The sequence below is a fragment of the Actinoplanes sp. NPDC051388 genome (assembly GCF_055586225.1).
The window spans coordinates 227080-247628 of the sequence record NZ_JBVJIP010000002.1; the positions used below are offsets into that span (position 1 = coordinate 227080).

Here is a 20549-nt window from a genome sequence, read left to right on the forward strand (position 1 = left end):
TGACGCTTGCGGGCTGGCTTGGTCGGCGGGGTTGTTGCCGCGGCGTCTAGCCTCTTTCGGCTGGGCTGGCCCGGTTAGTTCAGCAGTGCCGGGCGGTCACGTCTGTTGAGGCGCTGACGCCTGCGGGCTGGTTTGGCCGGCGGTGGCGTTGCCGCGGCGCCGACCCGGTTCGCGGTTGGGTTGGCTGGTTACTTCAGTGGTGCTGGCACGGTCGCGTCTGTTGCTGGAGCAGACTGACGGGCTGCGGGCTGGCTTGGCCGACGATGGCGTTGCCGCGGCGCCGAGCCGATTCGGGGTTGGGTTGGCTGGTTACTTCGGCGGTGCTGGCTGGTCGAGGCTGTTGCTGGAGCGCGCTGACGCTTGCGGGCTGGCTTGTTCGGCGGTTGTGTAGCCGCGGCGTCTAGCCTCTTTCGGCTGGGTCGGCCGATTAGTTCAGCAGTGCCGGGCAGTCACGTCTGTTGGAGCGCGCTGACGCTTGCGGGCTGGTTTGGGCGGTGATGGTGTTGCCGGGGCACCGACCCGGTTCGCGGTTGGGTCGGCTGGTTACTTCAGTGGTGCTGGCCGGTCGCGTCTGGTGCTGGAGCGCGCTGACATTTGCGGGCCGGCTTGGACGGCGGTTGTGTAGCCGCGGCGCCTACCCTTTTCGGCTGGGCTGGCCGGTTCGTTCAGCAGTGCCGGGCGGTCACGTCTGTTGGAGCGCGCTGACGCTTGCGGGCTGGTTTGGCCGACGATGGCGGTGCCGGGGCGCCGACCCCCGTTCGCGGTCGGGTCGGCCGGTTACTTCAGCGGTGCTGGCCGGTCGCGTCTGCTGCCGCACGTGAGGCCCACGGTCCGTCGAGTTGTCGACGCTGGGACGGGCAGGCTGTCCGGCAATCTGCGAACCACGATCCGTGTTGAGCGGCGAACGCTTGAGGGGCGCGGCCGTCGAACGTGTGGAGAACTGCGGGCTGCGGTGCCATCAGTCGGTGAAGACGAGGTTTCGTGCGGAGCCGAAAGGTCTAGCGCAGATACGTGATAGCGGGCTGGAGCAAGCGGGTGGCCCACGCCGGCTCCGCCGTCGTCCGCCACCGCCGACCTCGCCACGACCCAGCAGGGCCAGATCGGCATGATGCAAGCCCGGCTGCGCGACTGGAGCCTGATCCCCCCAGCAATGGCGAAACTGGGTTTGTTGACCGTGCCGCTGAGCGCAGCCTCACCGAGTGCCCGTTGGCGGCGTGGCCCGGTCTCGATCGGATGCGCGGCGAGACTTCGCGGGCTGCGGCTGATCAGTTAGCGAAGGCGAGAGGCTCTGTGCGGCACCTGGAAGGCGTCCTTCTCGTGCCAGCCCGCTGCGATCGTCGGGCTGAAACGCGAGGTAGCCATATCTGGGATTGCCGACCAACGAAGCCAGTCGGCGGCGGTTCGGGTCGGTGCTTGGCGCGAGCTCGGCGATGGGCTTGAGCACCACCGTGCACCCCGGTGCCTCAGGAAGAGCCCGGAAGGCCCTGAAGCAGTCCACGGCGGCGGCGAGACCGGCATTGTCGGGAGCGACCCCACCAAAGGCGCGCGGATCGGAAGGCGATCAACGCAACGAGCAGCAAGCAGCGCGAAGGGCGAGGACCCCCGCCCTCGCCCTCCACCAATGCCCCGCCTCAGCCCGCAGTACGGGACGAAGCCCGAACCACCAACGTCGTCAGGATCTCGCCAAAATTCAGCCCCGCAGCCTGCACCGCCAACGGCAGCAACGACGTCTCCGTCATCCCCGGCGAGACGTTCACCCCCAACACGTGCGCCTCCCCCGCCTCATCCACGATCAGGTCAACCCGCGAAAGATCGCGCAACCCCAGCGACTTGTGCGCCGCCAACGCCGTCTCCGCCACCAGCGACGCCACCGCCGGCTCGAGCCGGGCCGGCGCATGCCACGTGGTCAATCCCGCCGTATACCGCGCCGCATAGTCATAGACCCCGTCGCGCGGCACAATCTCCACGGCGGGCAGAGCCTCGGGCCCCGACCCCAGGTCCACGATCGAGACCGCGACACCGGTGCCGGGCACAAACCGCTCGACCAGCGCCGTCGAGTCGTACCCGAAACAGCCGACCATCGCGGCCGGCAGGGCCGACTCCTCCCGGACCACCGCGGCGCCCAGGCCCGAACCGCCCTGCGCCGGCTTGACCATCAGCGGCAGCCCGAGCCGCGACACGATGCGATCGAGCACCGCCACCGCGCCCAGCTCCGAGAAACGGTCGTGCGGCATCGCCACCCAATCCGGCGTCGGGATGCCCGCCTCGCGAAGCATCGACTTCGCCGACGGCTTGTCCCAAGCCAACCGGGACGCGCGGGCGTCACAACCGACGTACGGAACCCCGCAAAGGTCCAGCACCCCGCGCAAAGACCCGTCCTCCCCCGTCGCCCCGTGCAGAGCAATCACGACAGCATCGGGCGGATCCCCGGCAAGCGAAGGCAGCAAAGAGGCATCGGCATCGCGCATGTCAGCCGAGATCCCCGCCCCCCGCAGCGCATCCAAAACCCGCCGCCCCGACCGCAGCGACACATCCCGCTCGTAGGACAGCCCCCCGGCAAGCACCAGCACCTGAAGATCCGACACCGTTTCACGTGAAACAGCGACCCCGCGAGAGCTCATGCGAGATCCGGCCCAGGAGCATCCGCGGCAGCAGACCCACGATGCCGGCGAGGACTCGATGGCGACCCGAACACAGCGCGCATGGACAACTCCTGCTCCATCACCCCGGAAAGTCGTCGCACCCCTTCCCGCAACCGATCCGGCGCGGAGAACGAGAAGTTCAACCGCATATGCGAGCGCCCACCACCATCCGCATAGAAACCGGTCCCCGGCACATAGGCCACCCGCGCGGCGATCGCCCGCGGCATCATCGCCTTGGAGTCCAACCCCGGCGGCAGCGTCACCCACACAAACAACCCACCGGCCGGCCGAGTCCATGTCGTCCCCGACGGCATCAGGTCATCCAGCGAGGTCAGCAACGCATCCCGCCGCTCCCGATAGACCTCGCGATAGACCTTGATCTGCTCGCGCCACGGCATCGTCGCCAGATATTGCGCCACCGCACCCTGCGCGAATGCCGACGGACACAGGATCGACGCCTCGCTGGCCATCACCAGCTTCTCCCGCACGGCATGCGGCGCCAGGATCCACCCCACTCGCAGCCCGGGTGCAAAGGTCTTGGAGAACGTGCTCACATAGAAGACACCCTCGCGCCGGCGGGCTCGCAGCGGCAGCGGCGCGTCGCCCTCGAAGCTCAACATCCCGTACGGATCGTCCTCGACCACCAGCAGCCCGTGCCGCGCGCAGATATCGAGCGCTTCTTCCCGCCGCGCCTCGGACAGCGTCACGCCGGCCGGGTTCTGATAGGTCGGGATCGTGTACAGAAACTTCGCCCGCCCACCGGTCGCCGCGATCGCCTCGGAAAGAGCGCCAGGGATCAAGCCCTCTGCGTCCATCGCCACGTGCCGCACCTGTGCCTGGGCGGCCTGGAACACGCCGAGTGCGCCGACATAGGTCGGAGCCTCGGCGAGCACCACGTCGCCCGGGTCGAGGAACAGCCGCGCGATCAGGTCGAGCGCCTGCTGGCCGCCGACCGTCACCACCACGTCGTCCGGCGAGGCGCCCTCGATGCCGGACAGCGACATCACCTCGCAGATCCGCTCGCGCAGGTCGACCGTGCCCTGGCCGATGCCGTACTGAAGGCTCGTCGTGCCGTGCTCCGACGCGAGCCGGCCGAGCATCTCCCCCACCGCGTCCAGCGGCAGCGCGGCGATGTACGGCGAACCACCGGCCAGCGACACCACCTCGGGCCGGCTGGCCACCGCGAACAGGGCGCGGATCTCGGAAGTGGTCATCCCCCGGACCCGCCGCGCATACCGATCCGTGTAGTCATCCTGCGTCGTGCCTGACATGAACCCCTCCGAAAAACGAAGAACAACGAAGAACAACGAAGAAAGCAGAGACCGCCTCATGCTAGCCACGAGCCCCACTCGTCAGCCTGATGATTACGGTCCGATCAAGGAGTGAGAAGCGTAGGATCCGTCGGGGGCGCAGAGGAGCAGGCGTCCGGAAAATCACGATGAGGGGCCCGCCCATGTCGCGACGCCTGGTCAGCCTGACCCTCGACACGCTCGAGGATCTGCCGCGGCCTTGTCGGCAATGCGTTTATTGGGAGCTCGACCCGGTGGCGGCCGAGCGGGCTTGCGCATCCGGTGACCCCGGCCTCGAAAAGGAAGCCTGGGTCTCACAGACGCTGCTCGAGTGGGGTTCCTGCGGCAAGCTGGCCTATGTCGACGGCATGCCGGCGGGTTATGTGATGTTCGCTCCACCGGCTTATGTCCCGCGTTCGATGGCCTTTCCGACCAGCCCGGTCAGCGCCGACGCCGCACTCCTGATGACCGCGCACGTGGTCGCCGCGTTCGCCGGCGGCGGGCTCGGCCGGATGCTCGTCCAGGGCGTCGCCCGCGACCTCACCAAGCGCGGGGTCAAGGCGATCGAAGCCTTTGGCGATGCCAAATTCGGCGAGGCCGGTGAGGGCGAGGAGGGCTGCGTCGCGCCGGTCGACTTCTTCCTCTCGGTGGGCTTCAAAACGGTACGCCCACACCCGCGCTACCCCCGCCTGCGCCTCGAGCTCCGCACCGCACTCTCCTGGAAGTCCGATGTGGAATATGCACTGGAGAAGCTGCTCGGCTCGATGAGCCCGGACACGTTGCTGCGCCCGGTCCGCCCGGCCACCGCGACGCGCAGCACTCAGCAGTAAAAGGGAACTCAGGCCCGCCGCGACGAAAGCGCCATCCGCAGCTGCCGCACATCGATCGACCCGGTCGGCACATCGTTCTCGACCGGGTAATACATGCGCTGCACAGCGGCCAGGATCGCTTCGACGATCTGCTCACGGAACATCGGGTTGACCAAACGGTCCCGATCCTTGGGCGAGGTCAAATACCCGAGATCCACGCGTACGGCGGGCATGCGCGTCAGCCGCAGCAGCTCCCAGGTCTTCGCGTGGATCGAACAGTTCTGCATGCCGGTGCGCACCACGATCTCGCGCTGCACCAGGTTGGCTAGACGCTCGCCGACGGTCGAGGTGAGCCCGTTCCCGGTGCCGTAGTGATACGTCGCCACGCCCTCGGCGTCCTGGTTTGAGTTCTCGTCCAGGTGCAGCGAGATCAGCAGGTCGGCGCCGAGCCCGTTGGCGAGCTCGGCCCGCTGCGCGCCGGTCATCGGCCCGGCCGGCGACGGCCCACGGGTCAGGTGCACGCGCATGCCGGCCGCGGCCAGCCGGCCCTCGAGCCGGGCGGCCACGTCGAAGACCAGGTCGGCCTCGGTCCAGCGCAGCGGGCCGTCGGGCACCACCACGCCGAGGTCGTCCGCGCCGCCGTGCCCGGGGTCGATCACGATGGTCTTGCCGACCAGGTTCGGCCCGGACTGGCGGAAGGCTTCGGCCTCGCGCAGCCACTGCGGCCGGCCGCCGACGACCTTACGGCCCAGGCGACGCAGCGCGTTCATGGTCTGCGGGCCGCACGAGCCGTCCGGGGTCAGGCCGACCTCGCGCTGGAACTGGGCCACCGCGCGGGCAGTGCGGGCGCCATAGATCCCGTCGGCGCGTCCGCTGTCGTAACCCATCTCGAGCATGCGCTCCTGCAGGGCGCGGACGTCCTCGCCGACCAGCGCGGACGGCACCGAGTGGAAGAGGGTGCGCGCGCCGAGCTTCCAGCGGGCGCCGTCGAGCGCCTGCCAGGTCTCCGAGCCCACGATGCCGTCGACCCCGATGCCCCGGCTCTGCTGAAATGCCCGGATGGCGCGCTCGGTCTCCGCGTCGAAGAGATCGGGAGTGCCGTCGGAGGCGGGCAGCAGATCGAGCGCGACCAGAATCGACCGGATCTCGGTCACGGCCGGTCCGGTCGCTCCATGTCGGATCGCACGCACTCGCGGCTCCTCTAGATCGATAGGCAGCGGCCTAAGTGACAGACGTTCCGGAGCGTACTACCCAGCCACCGCTGGTTCGGACCACCGGACGGGCAGCGAAAAGAACACCCCGCGCTCAGTGAACGCGGGGTGTCCGATCCATCCGATCAGAAAGCCGACTCGATCAGGCTGATCAGGGCGCCCTTGGGCTTGGCCCCGGCCACTGAATTGACCGGCTCGCCGCCCTTGAACATGGTCAGCGTGGGCACCGACATCACCCGGTACGCACGAGCCGTCTCCGGGTTCTCGTCGATGTTGACCTTGACGATCTGCACCTTGTCGCCCATTTCCGTGGCGATCTCGGCGAGCAGCGGATCGACCTTGCGGCACGGCGCGCACCACTCGGCCCAGAAATCGACCAGCACCGGCTTGTCCGACTGCAGCACGTCAGCGGCGAACGTCGCGTCGGTGACCGCCTTGGTTGCTCCCACGTGCAGACCTCCTGAAGAACTCACAGCTCGATGAATGAAGCGATGAAGCGCTCGGCGTCCAGCGCGGCGGCACAGCCGGTGCCGGACGCGGTGATGGCCTGCCGGTAGGTGTGGTCGACCAGGTCGCCGGCCGCGAACACGCCCGCGACGTTGGTGCGGGTGCTCGGGTGGTCGACCTTCACATAGCCCTCGTCGTCCATCTCGACCTGGCCCTTGAACAGCTCGCTGCGCGGGTCGTGGCCGATCGCGACGAAGACGCCGGTCACGTCGAGGACCTTGGTCTCGTCGGTCTGCACGTTGCGCACGCGCGCGCCGACCACCTTGCCGTCGTCGCCGAGCACCTCCTCGACCACGGAGTTCCACTCGACCTTGATCTTCGGGTTGTTCAGCGCGCGAGCGGCCATCACCTTGCTGGCCCGGAACGAGTCCCGCCGATGCACGATGGTCACGCTCTCGGCGAAGCGGGTGAGGAAGGTCGCCTCCTCCATCGCCGAGTCGCCGCCGCCGACCACGATGATGTCCTGGCCGCGGAAGAAGAAGCCGTCACAGGTCGCACAGGACGAGACACCGTGGCCGAGCAGCTCCTGCTCACCGGGCACACCCAGCGGCCGCCACGCGGAACCGGTGGAGAGGATGACGGCCCGGGCGAAGTATTCGGTCTCGCCGACATAGACCGTCTTGAGGCCCTCGGCGCCCGGCTCGGTCGGCCGCTCGCCCAGCTCGACGCGGGTGACGTCGTCGGTCAGGAACTCGGCGCCGAACCGCTCGGCCTGCTTGCGCATGTTGTCCATGAGCTCGGGGCCCATGATGCCGTCGGGGAATCCCGGGAAGTTTTCCACCTCGGTGGTGGTCATCAGCGCACCACCGGACTGCACACCCTCGATGACCAGCGGCTTCAGGTTGGCCCGGGCCGCGTAGAGCGCCGCGGTGTAACCGGACGGTCCCGATCCGACGATGATCAGGTTTCGGACCTCGTCCACTGCCGACTCCTCAGTCTGTCTCCGCCGGGTCTCCCGGCGGCATGGCCACAAGCTCAGCCGCACCCTAGAACGTCAGGCCGGACGCGCGCCATTCCCGGACGGCGGACAGCCGTGGCGGGGGTCACCGGGTCGTAAATCCGAGGTTTCTCAGCCTACCCGCATCGTCTGGCGGACCTGGCTGCCGAGATTGGGCGCGCCGCAATCGGGACCGGTCGCCCAGGCCCAGCCGGCGCCGGCCGCGGTGAAGCGGACGATCAGCGCGGGGGCGCCCTCATAGCGGGCGTAATCGACACTCTGCACGGCGATCGGGCCGGCGCCGTTCTCCTGCGCCACGGCCTGGAGGCAGGCGGTCAGCGCGTCGCGGGCCCACAGGCGCTCGAGGCCGGCCGGCGCACTGCCCGAGTCGTAGACCTGGCGTTTCGGCGCCGCGCTGCTGCGCTCGCTGCCGGCCGACTCGCCCTGCACCCCGACCGCACCGGCGGCCGGCTCCAAGCCCAGCGAGGTCGCCGAGTAGTCGGCGTTGCTGGCCCCGATCTGGCCGTCGCCGGGGACGGTGACCAGGCCCACACCTCCACCGGACTGGTCGGCCATCATGGGGGCCGCGGCGGCCTCGTCGGCCTGACTGTTGCCCGCGGCCGTGCTCTCGGGGGAGTCGCTGCGACCGGACAGATAGGCCGTGCCGAAGCCGGCGAAGGCCAGCACCCCCGCGGCCGCGGCGATGGGTGCGGCCCAGCGGAGGCGGCGCCGGCGAGGTCCGGCCTTGGCCGACGACCCGGTGGGTACGGAGACCAGGTGACGACCGCCCCGCGAGGGCAGGAGATGCGGCTCCGTCGGCTCGGCCAGCTCCTCGTCGATCAGCGTGACGGCGGACGCGTGATCGGACTCCGTGAACGCGGCGTCCAGCCGTACCGAAAGGTCGTCTGGCATGGGCTCGGCGGCCGCGCCCAGCGCACCCAGCTCGAGCCCCACCTGGGCCATGCCCGGCGACAGCAGGGCGAAGGCCGACCGCCACTCGGGGTCCTCGGCCACCAGCCGGTCCACCCGCTGCTGCTCGGGATCGTCGAGGGCGCCGCCGATGTAGTCGGCGAGCAGATCGATGTCGACCGCGCCGAACTCCTCGGAAGTCATCGGCGATCCCTCCCCTCAGCCGTGTCCTGCACTGTCGTTGAAGCCTGAACCGACCCCGATGGGACGCGACCGGCCGGCGGATGGTTCCCGGACGGCTCGTGACCATCGTCTCCCTTGCGCAGGTGGCCGAGCCGCAGCGCCATCCGCGCCCGCCCGCGCGCACACCTGCTTTTGATAGTGCCCTCCGCGACGCCGAGGATCAGCGCGGCCTCCGCGACCGGATAACCTTGCACGTCCACCAGCACCAGTGCGGACCGTTGCTCGACCGGCAACTCGGCCAGCGCCTGGCGCACCACGAGCGCGGTGTCGTGGTCGGCGACCGGCGCGGCGGGCTCGGGACCGGACAACGTCTGCCCGTCCGGCAGCGGCACGGTCGGATGCGTCTGGCGCTTGCGCACGCGGTCCAGGCAGGCGTTCACCACGATGCGGTGCAGCCAGGTGGTGACCTGCGCGTCGCCGCGGAACCGGGCGGCCGCGCGATGGGCCGAAAGCAGCGCGTCCTGCACCGCGTCGGCGGCCTCCTCGCGGTCGCCGACCGTGCGCAGGGCGACCGCCCACAGCCGGTCGCGGTGCCGGCGGACCAGCTCGCCGAACGCGTCCTTGTCACCCTCGACGTGGGCGCGCAGGAGGTCGGCGTCGCTCGGCACGGTGGGGTCCGCGCCGATGACGCCGTCACTGGTGCCGCCGGTGGTCACGCTGAGAATCTAGTCGAACCGCGCGAGTGGCCGCGGCCCGCGGTCAGGAACCGTAGACCTCGATGTTCGTCACCGAGACCTTGAAGCCGCCGCGACCGTCGTCCGCCGCGGGCAGGTCGGTGAGGAAGACCAGGATGTACTGGTATTTCTTGTCCGGGTCGAACACCGAGAAGACCTCCTTGGTCCCGTCGGTCTTGGCACCGGCCTCCTCCTCGCCGAGCCGCGTGTAACCCTGCACGATCTGGCCGTCGCCCGGAGTGTTGTCGCCGGGGTCGCTGGTGCCGGTGCGGATGTCCATCGCCACCTGCGGCGCCGAGGTCTCCACCCGCAGGTCGCTGATCGTGCGCGGTTCCTTGAGGTTGATCAGGACGCCCATGCCCGGCTTGTTGTTGCCGAAGTTGGACTGCTTGAAGCGCTGCGTCTCCCAGCCCGACTCGGGGTCGTCGTCGACCGTGAACTTGGCCTCGCCGGTGTCGTCACGGGAGCCGTTCGGCGGGTCGACGATGCGGACCATGTCGGCGGTCAGCGGGATCTTCTGCGGCGCCGGGCCCTCGGGCTGGGCACTGGGGTCGCCGGCCGCGCCGTCGGTCGAACCGGCCGGCGGGTTGCCGGCCTGCGTGGTGCCGGACGGATCGGGCTGCCCGGAGTTGCTGATCGCCCGGATGCCGAAGACCAGGCCGATCAGCGCGATCACCACCAGCCCGGCGACACCGATCACGATCTTGCGGGCGCTGCGGATCGGCTCGGACGTCGTGCTGCTCTGGGTGAACCGCAGCGGGCCGACGTCCTCATAGTCGTCGTCGGCCGAGTCGAGCCGGTCGAGCTCGGCGGCCAGCGCGTCGGCCTCGGGCGCGGCGACCCGCTTGTCCAACAGGTCCATCGTCAGGTCGTCGAGGTAGGCCGGAACCCCGGCCCGGATCTGCCGCGGCGCCGACGGAGCGCCGTTCCCGTCCCGATTCGCGTCCGGCAACGTGGACGCGCGGGTCTCGGTGTGCGGCCAGTGTGCGGTGAGCGCGTAGTAAAGAAGGCCACCGACCGCGCGCACGTCGCCCTCGGCGCTGTCCGCCGAGTCGGCGCGGGCGTCGGCCAGCACGACCCGGCCGTCGTCGGCGATCAGCGTGCTGCCGGGGTGGACGTTGCCGTGCACCATGCCGGTGGCATGCACCGCGGCCAGGGCGTCGGCGATCGAGTGCGCGATCGCGGTGGCGCGGGCCGGGTCCAGCGGGCCCTCCGACGCGACCAGCTCGCGCAGCGCCTCGCCCTCGACCCACTCACGCACCACATAGGCTCGCTCGCCCTCGTCGATGGCGTCGTAGACACCCGCGAGGTTGGGATGGATCACGCGGCTCGCGGCGACCGCGGCCTGCAGCATCTCGGTCGCCGAGTCGCCACCGGGGTGGCGCAGCACGACCGCGACCGGGCGGCGGAGGATCACGTCGATGCCGCGCCACACCTGACGGCCGGCGCTGTCGTCGTTGACGTGTTCCTCGAGTTGGTACCGCTCCGCCAAGATCTCACCGACGGTGGGTGCACCGAAGGTCATGACCGGACCGGCCTCATCGGCCGTGGTCTCCTGGCCTTCGCCGACCTGGGTCACCCGTCCTCCCTCGGTGGTGCACACGTGTCCAGAGCGACCATACCCGCCCGCCGCCATCGCCCCACAGGTCATCCCCCTGGCGCGGCATCGACGCAGGGCACGCTGGCTGGGGTGATTAGTCCGAATGGTGCCGATGAACTAGCTGATCAGGGCGATATCCACACGTTGTCCACAGCAACTCACCTGCCGAGCTTGCGGCGGACCATGCCGGTCACCTGACTGATCTCCCGAACGCGCAGGATCGCGGCGGTGCCGAGGTAACCGACCATGATCACCGCGCCACCGGCAAGAAGTTGCAAAAGGGCTTCGACCCGGCTCGGCTCGGCGCCGCCGGGCAGCAACCGGACGACCAGAATGCCGAGCCCGGCGGCCACGATCGCGGCGACCACGACCTTCAGCAGGGCGCCGACCAGCGAGCCGAGATTGAGGCGCCCGATGCGCCGGCGGAGGACCACGAGCGAGATCACGGCGGAGAGCGCGTACGAGATCGCGTTGGCGGCCGTCATGCCGGCCGCGGCGAGCGTCTCGGACAGCAGCGCGGCGAGCACGAGGTAACCGGCGATCCGGAGCGCGACGACCGGCAGGTTGATCAGTGCGACCGTCTTGTTGCCCTGCAGTGAATAGAAGGCATAGGTGCAGAGGTAGCTGATCGACAGCGGGATCACCGCGAGCGAGCCGGCCACCAGCACCGTGCCGGTCGCGTACGCCTGGTCGTAGTTGTAGTTGCCGCCCTGGAAGAGGGTCACCGCGATCGGGGTGGCCAGCACGCCGTAGGCCACCGCGATCGGGGCCAGCGCCGTGGTGGCCAGCCGGATGCCGCGGCTCAGGTCGGCGCTCACCTCGGACAGGCGCCCGTCGGCCGCCGCCGCGCTCATCTTGGGCAGCAGCGCGGTCATCACCGACACGCCGATGATCCCGTGCGCCATCATGGTCAGCAGGTAGACGTTGTTGTAGGCCAGCGTGCTCGCCCGGTTGTCGCCGGTGCCGCTGCTCAGCAGCCGCACGACGAGGAAGACAGCGAGCTGGTTGGCTCCGACGTAGCAGAGCATCCAGCCGGCCAGTCGTCCGATTTCTCCCATCCCGAGGCCGCGCGGGTCCCAGCGCCAGTTCCACGTGAAACCGACTCGGCGCAGCGCGGGCAGCAGACCGGCCGCCTGCACGATCATGCCGAGCAACGTGCCGCCGCCGATCACCGCGACCATGCCGGGCGTCATGTCGGCGATGGTCAGGTCGCCGTCCGAGCCGAAGAGCAGCAGGAACAGGCCGCACGCGGCGATCACCACGAGGTTGTTCAGGATCGGCGCCCACATCGGGGCGGCGAAGTGCCCGCGGACGTTCAGGACGGCGCCGATCAGCGCGGACAGGCCGGTGAAGAAGATGATCGGCAGCATCAGCCACGCGAACATCGTGACCAGCTCGCGGTAGTCGTCGCTGGTGCCCGAACCGGACTGGATCCAGGTGATCAGCGGGGCGGCCGCCACCACCAGCACGGTCGCGATGCCGAGGCTGACGATCGCAAAGGTCAAAAGCTTCTGCGTGTACGCCTGCCCGCCATCCGCATCGGCCTTGCGCCGCCGGACCAGCAGTGGAATCAGGACGCTGGAGAGGATCCCGCCGAGCAGCAACTCATAGATCTGACTCGGCAGGAACTGCGCGCTCGTATACGCGTCACCGACCGTGAAGCCGAGCGTCATGCCGATCAGGGCGTTCCGGACGAACCCGATGACCCGGCTGACCAGGCTGCCGGCCGCCATGATCGCGCTCTGCCCGGCGGTGCTCGACTCGGGTTCGCTGCCCGCGTCCTCGCTGGCGACCAGCCCCGGATCCTCCAGCGCCGGCCGCTCGAACGACGGGTCGGCCTGCGTCGCGTGCACCGGCTCGGGCTCGAGGAGCTCCGGGGCAGCCTCGGGTGCGCCGTCGTCCGCGGCTTGCGAGCTGCGGTAGAGGCCGCCGGTCACGCTGTCCTCCGCAAAATCGGCTGGTTGATGGATCGAGGTGCTGGATCGGGGAAACGATGTCATACGTGGTGACGCAGCAGCGTGCCCGGTGCGGCGCCGGCCAGCGTCTCGACCATCCAGCATGCCTCCACCGGCACAAGTGGTTCGCTCAGCGCGTCGAGCACGGTCGGATGGTCGCAACCCGCCTCGGTCAGCACGCTGACCAGCTCGGGCACCGGCCCGAGGTCGCCGGTCGCGGTGATCCGGCGGGCCAGCGGGCGGCCGTCGGCGTAACCAGGCTCACGCCCGAGCCGGGACAGCCGCTCGTCGGCGCCGCGCAGCATCCGGTCGAGATCGTCCTGCGGGAAGCGCGGGCCGCTGCGTACGTCGGTGACCACCGTCACGGCTGTCACATACGTCGTGATCTGGTCCTCGTCGAGCACCTGCAGGGACGGCTCCGGCCACCAGACCGGATCGGTGAAGAACGGCAGCGGCGGCTGGTCGTGCGCGGTGGCCGGCGGGGTCTCCGGCGGCGGGTGCTTCAGGGAGCGGTAGGCGGCCGCGCGGATCGCCGCGATCGCCGTCGCGTCGTCCTCCGGCATCGGCGGCGCGAACTGCGAGAGCAGCGCCACGACCAGGCCCGGATGCGGCAGCGTCGGATCCTCCAGGGCGATCACCCGGGCGCACATCTCCAGCTCCCACCAGCGCAGCGCGGCGGGCACCGGCAGACCCGGGCCGGTCCACCCGAGCTGGGCCGGCTCGCTGGTCGCCGGGCCGCGCAGGCCGAGGGTGCGCTCCCCCGCCGCCGGGTCGAGGTCGAGCACCAGGCCGTAGCCGCCGGCGACCGGAAACGAGACGCGCAGCGGTGGGAGCGTGGACGAGGTGGGGGCGGCGCCGGTCAGGATGGCGGCCCAGAACGCGGGATCCTCGCTGAGGTGGCGCAGCGCCGCGGGAACGGGCACGACGCCCATCCTGCCCGCTTCGGGCGGCCGTCGCCACGACCGATACCCTGGTCGTCCCATGTCTGTACTGAATTCTGCGCAGCGCAACGCCGTTGCGGAGCTGCTTCGCGTCTCACCCGTCTCGGACGAGCTGGGGCGCCGGTTCGCCGACGCCGGGCACGAGTTGCACCTGGTCGGCGGGTCGGTCCGGGACGCCTTGCTGGGCCGGCTCGGCGACGATCTCGACTACTGCACCGACGCGCATCCCGAGCAGACGCTGGCGGTGGTCAAGGGCTGGGCGGACGCGATCTGGGAGACCGGGCGCGACTTCGGCACGATCGGCGTACAGAAGGATGGTCTGCGCATCGAGATCACCACCTTCCGGGCCGAGGCGTACGACGGGGTGACCCGCAAACCGACCGTGACCTATGGCACCAATCTGCTCGACGACCTGCAGCGGCGGGACTTCACGATCAACGCCATGGCGGTGTCCGTGCCGGGGCACGAGTTCACCGATCCGTACGGTGGGTTGAGCGATCTCGCGGCCGGCCTGATCCGCACGCCGGCCGCGCCCGAGATGTCCTTCTCTGATGATCCACTTCGGATGCTCCGGGCCGCGCGGTTCGCCTCGAAGCTGCGGTTCACAGTGGACTCCGCCGTGATCTCGGCGATGCGGGACATGGCTTCCGACCTCGACCGGATCACCGCCGAGCGGATCCGCGAGGAGTTCACCAAGCTGCTCTGCGGCGCCGATCCGGTGCTCGGGCTGCGGCTGCTGGTCGACACCGGGCTGGCCGACCGGTTCCTGCCCGAGCTCAGCGGTCTCAAGCTGGAGATCGACGAGCACGCCCAGCACAAGGACGTCTACGAGCACACGCTGATCGTGGTGCAAAACGCGATCCGGCTCGAGGGCGACGGCGGCGCCGACTTCACGCTGCGGATGGCCGCGCTGATGCACGACGTCGGCAAGCCGGCCACCAAGGACGTCGGCCGCGACGGCCGGGTCAGCTTCCACCACCACGAGGTGGTCGGCGCGCGGCTCACCAAACAGCGCATGAAGGCCATGCGCTACCCCAAGGACACGATCTCCGACGTGGTCGAGCTGGTCGCTCTCCACCTGCGCTTCTATGGGTACGGGCGCGGCGAGTGGACGGATTCCGCGGTGCGTCGTTATGTGACCGACGCCGGCGAGTTGCTGCCGCGGCTGCACAAGCTGACCCGCTCCGACGTGACCACCCGCAACCGCCGGAAGGCCGCGCAGCTGGCGGCGGACTACGACGCGCTCGAGGACCGGATCACCCGGCTCGCGGCCGAGGAGGACCTGGCCCGGGTGCGGCCCGACCTGGACGGCAACGCGATCATGGAGCTGCTCGGGGTGCCGCCCGGGCCGGTGGTCGGCAAAGCCTGGAAGTTCCTCAAGGAACTGCGGCTGGAGCGCGGGCCGCTGCCCCGCGACGAGGCCGAGGCCGAGCTGCTGAAGTGGGCCCGCGAGCAAGGCCTGAACTGACCGGTCTGTGCGGCCCGTGGTCGCGGGTTTCGGTCATCGACCTCGGCCGGCTCGGTTTTGTCGTAGCCCCCGGGCAGACTTGCGCCATGGACTTCGTGGTGGACTCCCCGATCGGCCCGCTCGGTGTCGCGCTCGACGGCGACACGGTGGTGGGCGTGCGGTTCGGCGCGGCCGGTGCGTTCGAGGGTGTGCCGCTCGCCACCACGGCGCACTTGGCAGACGAGGAGCTGCGCGACTACTTCGCCGGGCGGCTGACCGACTTCACCGTGCCGGTGCGGATGGTCGGCGGGTCGGACTTCGAGCGGTCGGTGTGGGCCGAGATCGCGAAGATCCCCTATGGCGAGATGATCACCTATGGCGAGATCGCCTCGGCGCTGGGCGATCCGGGGCTGGCCCGCGCGGTCGGCACGGCCTGCAACCACAACCCGGTGCCGGTGATCGTGCCCTGCCACCGGGTGGTCGGGGCGGGCGGCAAGATGGTGGGCTTCGGCGGCGGCATCGACCGCAAGCGCCGGCTGCTCGAGCTGGAGGCGCGCGTCGCGCTGGAAAGGTCCTGGGGATGACGATTCCGGTCGTCACCACGGCGCGACTGCGGCTGCGCGAGTTCCGGGCCGAGGATCTGGCCGCGCATCGGGCCGCGGTGGACGACGATCCCGAGGTGACCTGGGCGCACATCAGGTTCCCGCTGGCCCAGAGCCTGCGCCGGTGGGCGGAGAGGCTCGAGGAGTGGGAGGCGAACGGCTTCGGCATGTGGATCGTCGAGCTGATCGCGACCGGCGAGGTGATCGGGCACGCCGGCATCCAGCGGCTCGACGGCACCGACGACGTGGAGCTGGGTTATTACCTGGGCCGGTCGGCCTGGGGGCAGGGTTATGCGACGGAGGCGGCGCGGGCCTGCCTGGAGTTCGGCTTCGAGACGATCAAGCTGCCGCGCATCGTGGCGACGGTCCGCACGGAAAACGCGGCGTCCCGGCACGTGCTGTCAAAGCTGGGGTTCCGGCACCTGCGCGACGGCGTGTTCTATGGCGCCGAGGGATCGCTGATGGTGCTCGACCGGCCGAGCTGAGGAGTGGGTTTCGTGGGAGCGGTGGTGCCGTGGCTGGTGTTCGTCGTGGTGCTCGTGGTGGTGCTGGCCGCGCTGTGGTGGCTGGCCGTGCGGGTGCGGCGGCGCGGGGTCGGGCGTGAGCTGATGGGGCCGGTTGATCTGGTCTATCGGCCGCACACGCAGATGCTCAACCAGGAGATCGTGATCCACGACCAGCGAGCGGTCGACACCCCGGCGCCGGGCGACCCACTGCGGCGGCGTGGCGGGTCGTGACGAGTTTGTCCAGCTTGGAGTGATCCGCGCGCAAAGCGTTCCGCGACAACGAAATCCTGCGTCAACATGGCGCTGGTCACCTTGACTCGCGACAATGGCCGGGCGTAGAAATGGGGTCATGGATTCGCGGGGAGAGCGCGACGCTGAGCGCGAGCGCGTGATCGGGCGGGTGACTCGTCTGCGCAACGAAGTGCGGATGCATCGGCAGACCGCGGAGGAGCTGCAGATCGAGCTGGACGAGGGTTGGTACACCCTGGGGAGGATCGACGGATGGAAGCGGTGAGAGAGCGAATGGAAACGGTGCCGGAGAAGCAGGACCTGACGGTCCTGCGACGAGCCATCGTCGCGCCGGCGGTCGCGAGCTTCCGGGACGGCTGGGAGATGTGGGACGAGCTCGCCGAGGCGGCCCGTGACCGGGGTGATCTCGACGACGAGCAGCACTACCGCCTGCGCGCGCAGGGTTCGCGCGATCGGGCGACGAGGCTGTTGAAACTGGCGGGCTGACGAAGCGCCGCCGGGCTCATGGGGCGCAGCTGCCGCCAGGGCCGAGCGGGGCGATCTCCATGGTCGGCTTGGTGTCGGTGAACTTGCCGACGATGCAGGCGCTTCCGGTTGAGGCGGCGAAGGTCTGGCCGGGCCCGATCACCGGGGCGCGCAGGCCCGCCTTGAGCAGGATCGCCTTGATCGAGGCGTCGGCGGGTGGTGTGTCGGCCGAGGCGCCCAGCAGGGTGAGTTCCATCTGGAGCAGGCGGACGCAGGCTTCGGCTCCCGGGATCGCGGCCGCCGGCACTTCGCCTCGGCGTGGCACCGGGGTCCGCAGCGATTCCAGCGCCTTGCGGCGCCGTTCCTCGGCGTCGTCGGTGGCTCGCGGCAGGGGTGCCGCGGCCTGCCGGTTCACGGCGACGCCGCTCCCGTCGGTCCGTGAAAGCTCAGCGGCCAGTGTCAGCTCGGTGGGCCGGGTCAGCTCGGCGGATCGGGTCAGGTTGGTGGGCCGGGTCAGCTCGGCGGATCGGGTCAGGTCGGCGGATCGGGTCAGGTTGGTGGGCCGGGCTGCCGTGGCGGGTCGGCCGGCGCCTCGGGGGCCGGAGTTTGGCTGGCCGGCGTCGTTGGGGCCGGCTCCTCGGGGGCCCGCGCTGGGCTGGCCGGCGTCGTTCGGGCCGGTGCCGCGGGAGCGCTGCGGTGGGACGGTGCTCGGTGGCTCGCGGGTGGCTGAGGCGGCGCAACTCTTCTTGGCGGTGCCGGGCGGGACCGGGATCAGCGACAAGGACTCGGCCGGCGCCGGGACTGCCGATGCCTCCACCCGCACCGAGGTGGGTGCTGTGGGCGTACCGGTCGGGGTGTTGCCCTGGCGGGCGCAGGCCGCCATCGCCGCGGTCAGGGCGACTCCGCAGCAGGTGGCGATCAAGAAGGCGCGAGGGGCCGAACCGACAGCGGCTCGACCCCTCAGGTGCGTCACGTGGCGGAGCCTAGCGCTCGATCTCGCCCCGGATGAAGGCCTCGACGGCTTCCTTGGCGTCGTGGTCGTTGTACTGCTCCGGCGGGCTCTTCATGAAATAGGAGCTGGCGCTGAGGATCGGGCCGCCGACGCCGCGGTCCTTGGCGATCTTCGCGGCGCGGACCGCGTCGATGATCACGCCGGCCGAGTTGGGCGAATCCCAGACCTCGAGCTTGAGTTCGGCCATCAGCGGGGTGTCGCCGAAGCTGCGCCCCTCCAGCCGGATGTAGGCCCACTTGCGGTCGTCGAGCCACGGCACGTGGTCGGACGGGCCGATGTGCACGTCGGACTTCACCATCTCGTGCGGGATCTGGCTGGTCACCGACTGGGTCTTGGAGATCTTCTTGGACACCAGGCGGGTGCGCTCCAGCATGTTCATGAAGTCCATGTTTCCGCCGAAGTTCAGCTGGTACGTGCGCAGCAGCTCGACCCCGCGGTCCTCGAACAGCTTCGCCAGCGCCCGGTGCACGATCGTGGCGCCGACCTGGCTCTTGATGTCGTCGCCGACGATCGGCAGGCCGGCGTCGGTGAACTTCTGCGCCCACACCGGGTCGGAGGCGATGAAGACCGGCAGCGCGTTCACAAAGGCGCAGCCCGCGTCGATCGCGGCCTGGGCATAGAACTTGTCCGCCTGCTCCGAGCCCACCGGCAGGTAGGAGACGACCACGTCGACCTCAGCGTCGCGCAGCGCCTGCACCACGTCGACCGGCTCGGCCGACGACTCGTCGATGATCTCGCGGTAGTACTGACCGAGACCGTCGAAGGTCGGTCCACGCTGGACGGTGACCCCGGTAGGCGGCACGTCGCACAGCGTGATCGTGTTGTTCTCGCTGGCCACGATCGCCTCGGCCAGGTCCATGCCGACCTTTTTGGCGTCCACGTCGAACGCTGCGACAAACGTCACATCGCCCACGTGATAGTCGCCGAACTTGACGTGCATGAGACCCGGAACACGGTCGGTCGGGTCGGCGGAACGGTAGTACTCGACGCCCTGAATCAGGGACGAGGCGCAGTTACCCACACCGACGATGGCGACGCGGACGGAGCCCATCGCGTTTGCCTCCTTGGTCATCACGGCCGGTCCTGCTGGGGATCCGGTTCTGCGGGGGGTGGTGACTCCCCGGACGGGGAACGGCCGGAGCGCTCATTCGTGATCAGCTCCTCCAGCCAGCGGACCTCGCGCTCGCAGGCGTCCAGTCCGTGGCGTTGCAACTCGAGGGTGTAGGCGTCGAGCCGGTCACTGGCCCGCGCGAGCACGTCTCGCAGGCCTTCCCGACGCTCCTCGATGCGGCGGCGGCGGCCCTCGAGAATCCGCAACCGCGTGGCCCGGTCGGTCCGGGCGAAGAATGCGAAGTGCACGCCGAAGCCGGCGTCGTCATAGGTCTCCGGGCCGGCCTGGGCGAGCAGATCGGCGAACCGCTCCTTGCCCTCGGCCGTGATCTTGTAGACCACCCGGCCGCGGCGGCTGGTCAGCGGTGGGACCTCCTGGCTGTCCACGGTGTCGGCCGCGGTGATCCAGCCGGCTGTCTGCAGCCGCTTGAGGGTGGGGTACAAGGTCCCGTAGCTGATCGCCGCGCGGATCGTGCCCAGCTTCGTGGCGAGCTCCTTGCGCAACTCGTAACCGTGCATGGGGGCCTCTTGCAGAAGGCCCAGGATGGCCAGTTCCAGCATGAGCCACCCCTCTCCGATGTATCGGCCCGATACATCGCAACCGTAGGCCGGGTCTCATCAGGGCGCAAGGCACGCATGCCTACGCAACTGCCGCGCCACGCTGTGTGATGACTGTCGCCGTTACGGACCCGACCGCGTACTCTCTTCGTCGTGCGGACGCAGCGGCAGGTGGTTGACTACTCGCTACAGAAGCGAGCGTTGCTGCGTGACGTGCACCACGGGCGGATCGGGACTCTCGAGGTCTGTGATGCGTCTCCCTACTTGAAGAACGCAGCCAGGTTCCACGGCGAGCCGACCGACGATCGCTGTCCGGTCTGCCGCCGCGAAAATCTCACGCTGGTGCACTACATCTATGGCGACGAGCTCAAGCAGTCCGCCGGACAGGCCCGCAAGCTGGCGGAACTCCCTGTCCTGGCGATGACCTTGCGAGAGTTCCAGGTGTTCGTCGTGGAGGTGTGCCAGTCCTGCGCATGGAACCACCTGATCGAGCAATATCTGCTGGGCAGGGACGCATTGAACGCCGACGAACTGGAACGGGACACCGCTGTCGCGGCGTCCTCCTCGGGCCGCCACCGCGAGACAGGATCGTCGTCACATCGCTGGGAGGGACGTCGATGAACCATTCCCCCCTCGCTAACGTGTGCACGACTGGGACCGATACGGGCATCCAGCCCATCGATCGGTCATTCTTGACATCCGACAGGGTGGCTGCGGCGAAGCAGCCCACAACGTCAGCTCGTGACGCTGCCTACGGAAGCCCCTCCACGGCTTCCCTGGCGCGTCACCGCGACCGCTAGGTGGACCGATGAACTCGTACGGCGATCCGCAGTCTGCGCGTGCCCGGGCTCGAGTGCCCGGGCCGTCCGCTGCATCCACGCCA

Annotated in this window: 21 protein-coding genes; 8 read left to right on the forward strand and 13 right to left on the reverse strand. The window is 69.7% G+C overall.

The annotated features are described in order from the left end of the window. Nucleotides 1-1631: 1631 nt before the first annotated feature. Both ACZ6TI_RS05265 and ACZ6TI_RS05270 read right to left on the reverse strand, forming a co-directional pair. Nucleotides 1632-2621, reverse strand: coding sequence for a D-alanine--D-alanine ligase family protein (locus ACZ6TI_RS05265; RefSeq protein WP_465343733.1), 990 nt, complete (start codon nucleotides 2619-2621; stop codon nucleotides 1632-1634). Next, nucleotides 2618-3913, reverse strand: a complete 1296-nt coding sequence (locus ACZ6TI_RS05270) for an aminotransferase-like domain-containing protein (RefSeq protein ID WP_465343734.1) — start codon at nucleotides 3911-3913, stop codon at nucleotides 2618-2620. The genes ACZ6TI_RS05265 and ACZ6TI_RS05270 overlap by 4 nt, the downstream gene beginning before the upstream one ends. Nucleotides 3914-4095: 182 nt before the next feature. On the opposite strand from ACZ6TI_RS05270, the gene ACZ6TI_RS05275 reads away from it, so the two are divergent. Beyond that, a complete protein-coding gene (locus ACZ6TI_RS05275; RefSeq protein ID WP_465343735.1) occupies nucleotides 4096-4761 on the forward strand; it encodes a GNAT family N-acetyltransferase in 666 nt (221 codons plus the stop codon). Nucleotides 4762-4769: 8 nt separating this feature from the next. Here the strand turns inward: ACZ6TI_RS05275 and ACZ6TI_RS05280 are convergent, their stop codons facing one another. The 8 genes from ACZ6TI_RS05280 to ACZ6TI_RS05315 form a co-directional block, all read right to left on the reverse strand. Beyond that, a complete protein-coding gene (locus ACZ6TI_RS05280; protein ID WP_465343736.1) occupies nucleotides 4770-5930 on the reverse strand; it encodes an N-acetylmuramoyl-L-alanine amidase in 1161 nt (386 codons plus the stop codon). Between the two features lie 146 nt (nucleotides 5931-6076). Continuing rightward, entirely contained in the window at nucleotides 6077-6400 is a 324-nt protein-coding gene (gene trxA / locus ACZ6TI_RS05285) for a thioredoxin (RefSeq protein WP_465343737.1), read from the reverse strand. Between the two features lie 20 nt (nucleotides 6401-6420). Then, nucleotides 6421-7380 (reverse strand): thioredoxin-disulfide reductase, encoded by a 960-nt coding sequence (trxB, locus tag ACZ6TI_RS05290; protein WP_465343738.1) that lies wholly within the window; start codon nucleotides 7378-7380, stop codon nucleotides 6421-6423. A gap of 147 nt (nucleotides 7381-7527) precedes the next feature. Then, a complete protein-coding gene (locus ACZ6TI_RS05295) occupies nucleotides 7528-8508 on the reverse strand; it encodes an anti-sigma factor (RefSeq protein WP_465343739.1) in 981 nt (326 codons plus the stop codon). After that, complete coding sequence (gene sigM, locus ACZ6TI_RS05300) at nucleotides 8505-9203, reverse strand: RNA polymerase sigma factor SigM (RefSeq protein WP_465343740.1); 699 nt, start codon at nucleotides 9201-9203, stop codon at nucleotides 8505-8507. Before sigM ends, ACZ6TI_RS05295 begins: the two co-directional genes overlap by 4 nt. A gap of 43 nt (nucleotides 9204-9246) precedes the next feature. Beyond that, nucleotides 9247-10857 carry a protein kinase family protein gene (locus ACZ6TI_RS05305; RefSeq protein WP_465343741.1) on the reverse strand — a complete coding sequence of 537 codons (1611 nt, stop codon included), beginning with the start codon at nucleotides 10855-10857 and terminating at the stop codon, nucleotides 9247-9249. 122 nt (nucleotides 10858-10979) lie between these two features. Continuing rightward, nucleotides 10980-12758, reverse strand: coding sequence for a murein biosynthesis integral membrane protein MurJ (gene murJ / locus ACZ6TI_RS05310; RefSeq protein WP_465343742.1), 1779 nt, complete (start codon nucleotides 12756-12758; stop codon nucleotides 10980-10982). Between the two features lie 59 nt (nucleotides 12759-12817). Beyond that, on the reverse strand, nucleotides 12818-13708 hold the full coding sequence (locus ACZ6TI_RS05315) for a hypothetical protein (RefSeq protein WP_465343743.1): 891 nt from the start codon (nucleotides 13706-13708) through the stop codon (nucleotides 12818-12820). A gap of 49 nt (nucleotides 13709-13757) precedes the next feature. On the opposite strand from ACZ6TI_RS05315, the gene ACZ6TI_RS05320 reads away from it, so the two are divergent. The 6 genes from ACZ6TI_RS05320 (at nucleotide 13758) to ACZ6TI_RS05345 (ending at nucleotide 17007) form a co-directional block, all read left to right on the forward strand. Next, complete coding sequence (locus ACZ6TI_RS05320; protein ID WP_465343744.1) at nucleotides 13758-15185, forward strand: CCA tRNA nucleotidyltransferase; 1428 nt, start codon at nucleotides 13758-13760, stop codon at nucleotides 15183-15185. Between the two features lie 86 nt (nucleotides 15186-15271). Beyond that, nucleotides 15272-15748 carry a methylated-DNA--[protein]-cysteine S-methyltransferase gene (locus ACZ6TI_RS05325; RefSeq protein ID WP_465343745.1) on the forward strand — a complete coding sequence of 159 codons (477 nt, stop codon included), beginning with the start codon at nucleotides 15272-15274 and terminating at the stop codon, nucleotides 15746-15748. Beyond that, entirely contained in the window at nucleotides 15745-16251 is a 507-nt protein-coding gene (locus tag ACZ6TI_RS05330) for a GNAT family N-acetyltransferase (RefSeq protein ID WP_465343746.1), read from the forward strand. The genes ACZ6TI_RS05325 and ACZ6TI_RS05330 overlap by 4 nt, the downstream gene beginning before the upstream one ends. Before the next feature lie 12 nt (nucleotides 16252-16263). Beyond that, entirely contained in the window at nucleotides 16264-16503 is a 240-nt protein-coding gene (locus tag ACZ6TI_RS05335) for a hypothetical protein (protein ID WP_465343747.1), read from the forward strand. 118 nt (nucleotides 16504-16621) lie between these two features. Then, on the forward strand, nucleotides 16622-16786 hold the full coding sequence (locus tag ACZ6TI_RS05340) for a hypothetical protein (protein WP_465343748.1): 165 nt from the start codon (nucleotides 16622-16624) through the stop codon (nucleotides 16784-16786). Then, nucleotides 16774-17007, forward strand: a complete 234-nt coding sequence (locus tag ACZ6TI_RS05345) for a hypothetical protein (RefSeq protein ID WP_465343749.1) — start codon at nucleotides 16774-16776, stop codon at nucleotides 17005-17007. Before ACZ6TI_RS05340 ends, ACZ6TI_RS05345 begins: the two co-directional genes overlap by 13 nt. Nucleotides 17008-17023: 16 nt before the next feature. On the opposite strand, the gene ACZ6TI_RS05350 is transcribed toward ACZ6TI_RS05345, so the two are convergent. From ACZ6TI_RS05350 to ACZ6TI_RS05360, 3 genes are read right to left on the reverse strand one after another with little or no spacing between them, the layout of a single operon-like run. Then, entirely contained in the window at nucleotides 17024-17959 is a 936-nt protein-coding gene (locus tag ACZ6TI_RS05350; RefSeq protein ID WP_465343750.1) for a hypothetical protein, read from the reverse strand. A gap of 10 nt (nucleotides 17960-17969) precedes the next feature. Further along, nucleotides 17970-19049 (reverse strand): inositol-3-phosphate synthase, encoded by a 1080-nt coding sequence (locus ACZ6TI_RS05355; protein ID WP_465344289.1) that lies wholly within the window; start codon nucleotides 19047-19049, stop codon nucleotides 17970-17972. 20 nt (nucleotides 19050-19069) lie between these two features. Continuing rightward, nucleotides 19070-19669: a PadR family transcriptional regulator gene (locus ACZ6TI_RS05360; protein ID WP_465343751.1), complete on the reverse strand. Its 600-nt coding sequence runs from the start codon at nucleotides 19667-19669 to the stop codon at nucleotides 19070-19072. A 150-nt stretch (nucleotides 19670-19819) separates the two neighbouring features. Here ACZ6TI_RS05360 and ACZ6TI_RS05365 point away from each other — a divergent pair, with 150 nt between their 5' ends. Next, the gene (locus tag ACZ6TI_RS05365) at nucleotides 19820-20287 is read left to right on the forward strand and encodes a DUF5318 domain-containing protein (protein ID WP_465343752.1); all 468 of its coding nucleotides are present in this window, start codon (nucleotides 19820-19822) and stop codon (nucleotides 20285-20287) included. The last annotated feature ends 262 nt before the right edge of the window (nucleotides 20288-20549 follow it).

What these genes read in the sequence shown, in the direction of transcription:
- ACZ6TI_RS05325 (WP_465343745.1), top strand. Translation starts at nt 15,272, where the DNA reads ATGGACTTCGTGGTGGACTCCCCGATCGGCCCGCTCGGTGTCGCGCTC.
- ACZ6TI_RS05340 (WP_465343748.1), top strand. Translation starts at nt 16,622, where the DNA reads ATGGATTCGCGGGGAGAGCGCGACGCTGAGCGCGAGCGCGTGATCGGG.
- ACZ6TI_RS05315 (WP_465343743.1), bottom strand. Translation starts at nt 13,708, where the DNA reads ATGGGCGTCGTGCCCGTTCCCGCGGCGCTGCGCCACCTCAGCGAGGAT.
- ACZ6TI_RS05265 (WP_465343733.1), bottom strand. Translation starts at nt 2,621, where the DNA reads ATGAGCTCTCGCGGGGTCGCTGTTTCACGTGAAACGGTGTCGGATCTT.
- ACZ6TI_RS05305 (WP_465343741.1), bottom strand. Translation starts at nt 10,857, where the DNA reads ATGGCGGCGGGCGGGTATGGTCGCTCTGGACACGTGTGCACCACCGAG.
- ACZ6TI_RS05270 (WP_465343734.1), bottom strand. Translation starts at nt 3,913, where the DNA reads ATGTCAGGCACGACGCAGGATGACTACACGGATCGGTATGCGCGGCGG.
- ACZ6TI_RS05295 (WP_465343739.1), bottom strand. Translation starts at nt 8,508, where the DNA reads ATGACTTCCGAGGAGTTCGGCGCGGTCGACATCGATCTGCTCGCCGAC.
- ACZ6TI_RS05360 (WP_465343751.1), bottom strand. Translation starts at nt 19,669, where the DNA reads ATGCTGGAACTGGCCATCCTGGGCCTTCTGCAAGAGGCCCCCATGCAC.
- ACZ6TI_RS05320 (WP_465343744.1), top strand. Translation starts at nt 13,758, where the DNA reads ATGTCTGTACTGAATTCTGCGCAGCGCAACGCCGTTGCGGAGCTGCTT.
- ACZ6TI_RS05345 (WP_465343749.1), top strand. Translation starts at nt 16,774, where the DNA reads ATGGAAGCGGTGAGAGAGCGAATGGAAACGGTGCCGGAGAAGCAGGAC.
- ACZ6TI_RS05330 (WP_465343746.1), top strand. Translation starts at nt 15,745, where the DNA reads ATGACGATTCCGGTCGTCACCACGGCGCGACTGCGGCTGCGCGAGTTC.
- ACZ6TI_RS05275 (WP_465343735.1), top strand. Translation starts at nt 4,096, where the DNA reads ATGTCGCGACGCCTGGTCAGCCTGACCCTCGACACGCTCGAGGATCTG.
- ACZ6TI_RS05355 (WP_465344289.1), bottom strand. Translation starts at nt 19,049, where the DNA reads ATGGGCTCCGTCCGCGTCGCCATCGTCGGTGTGGGTAACTGCGCCTCG.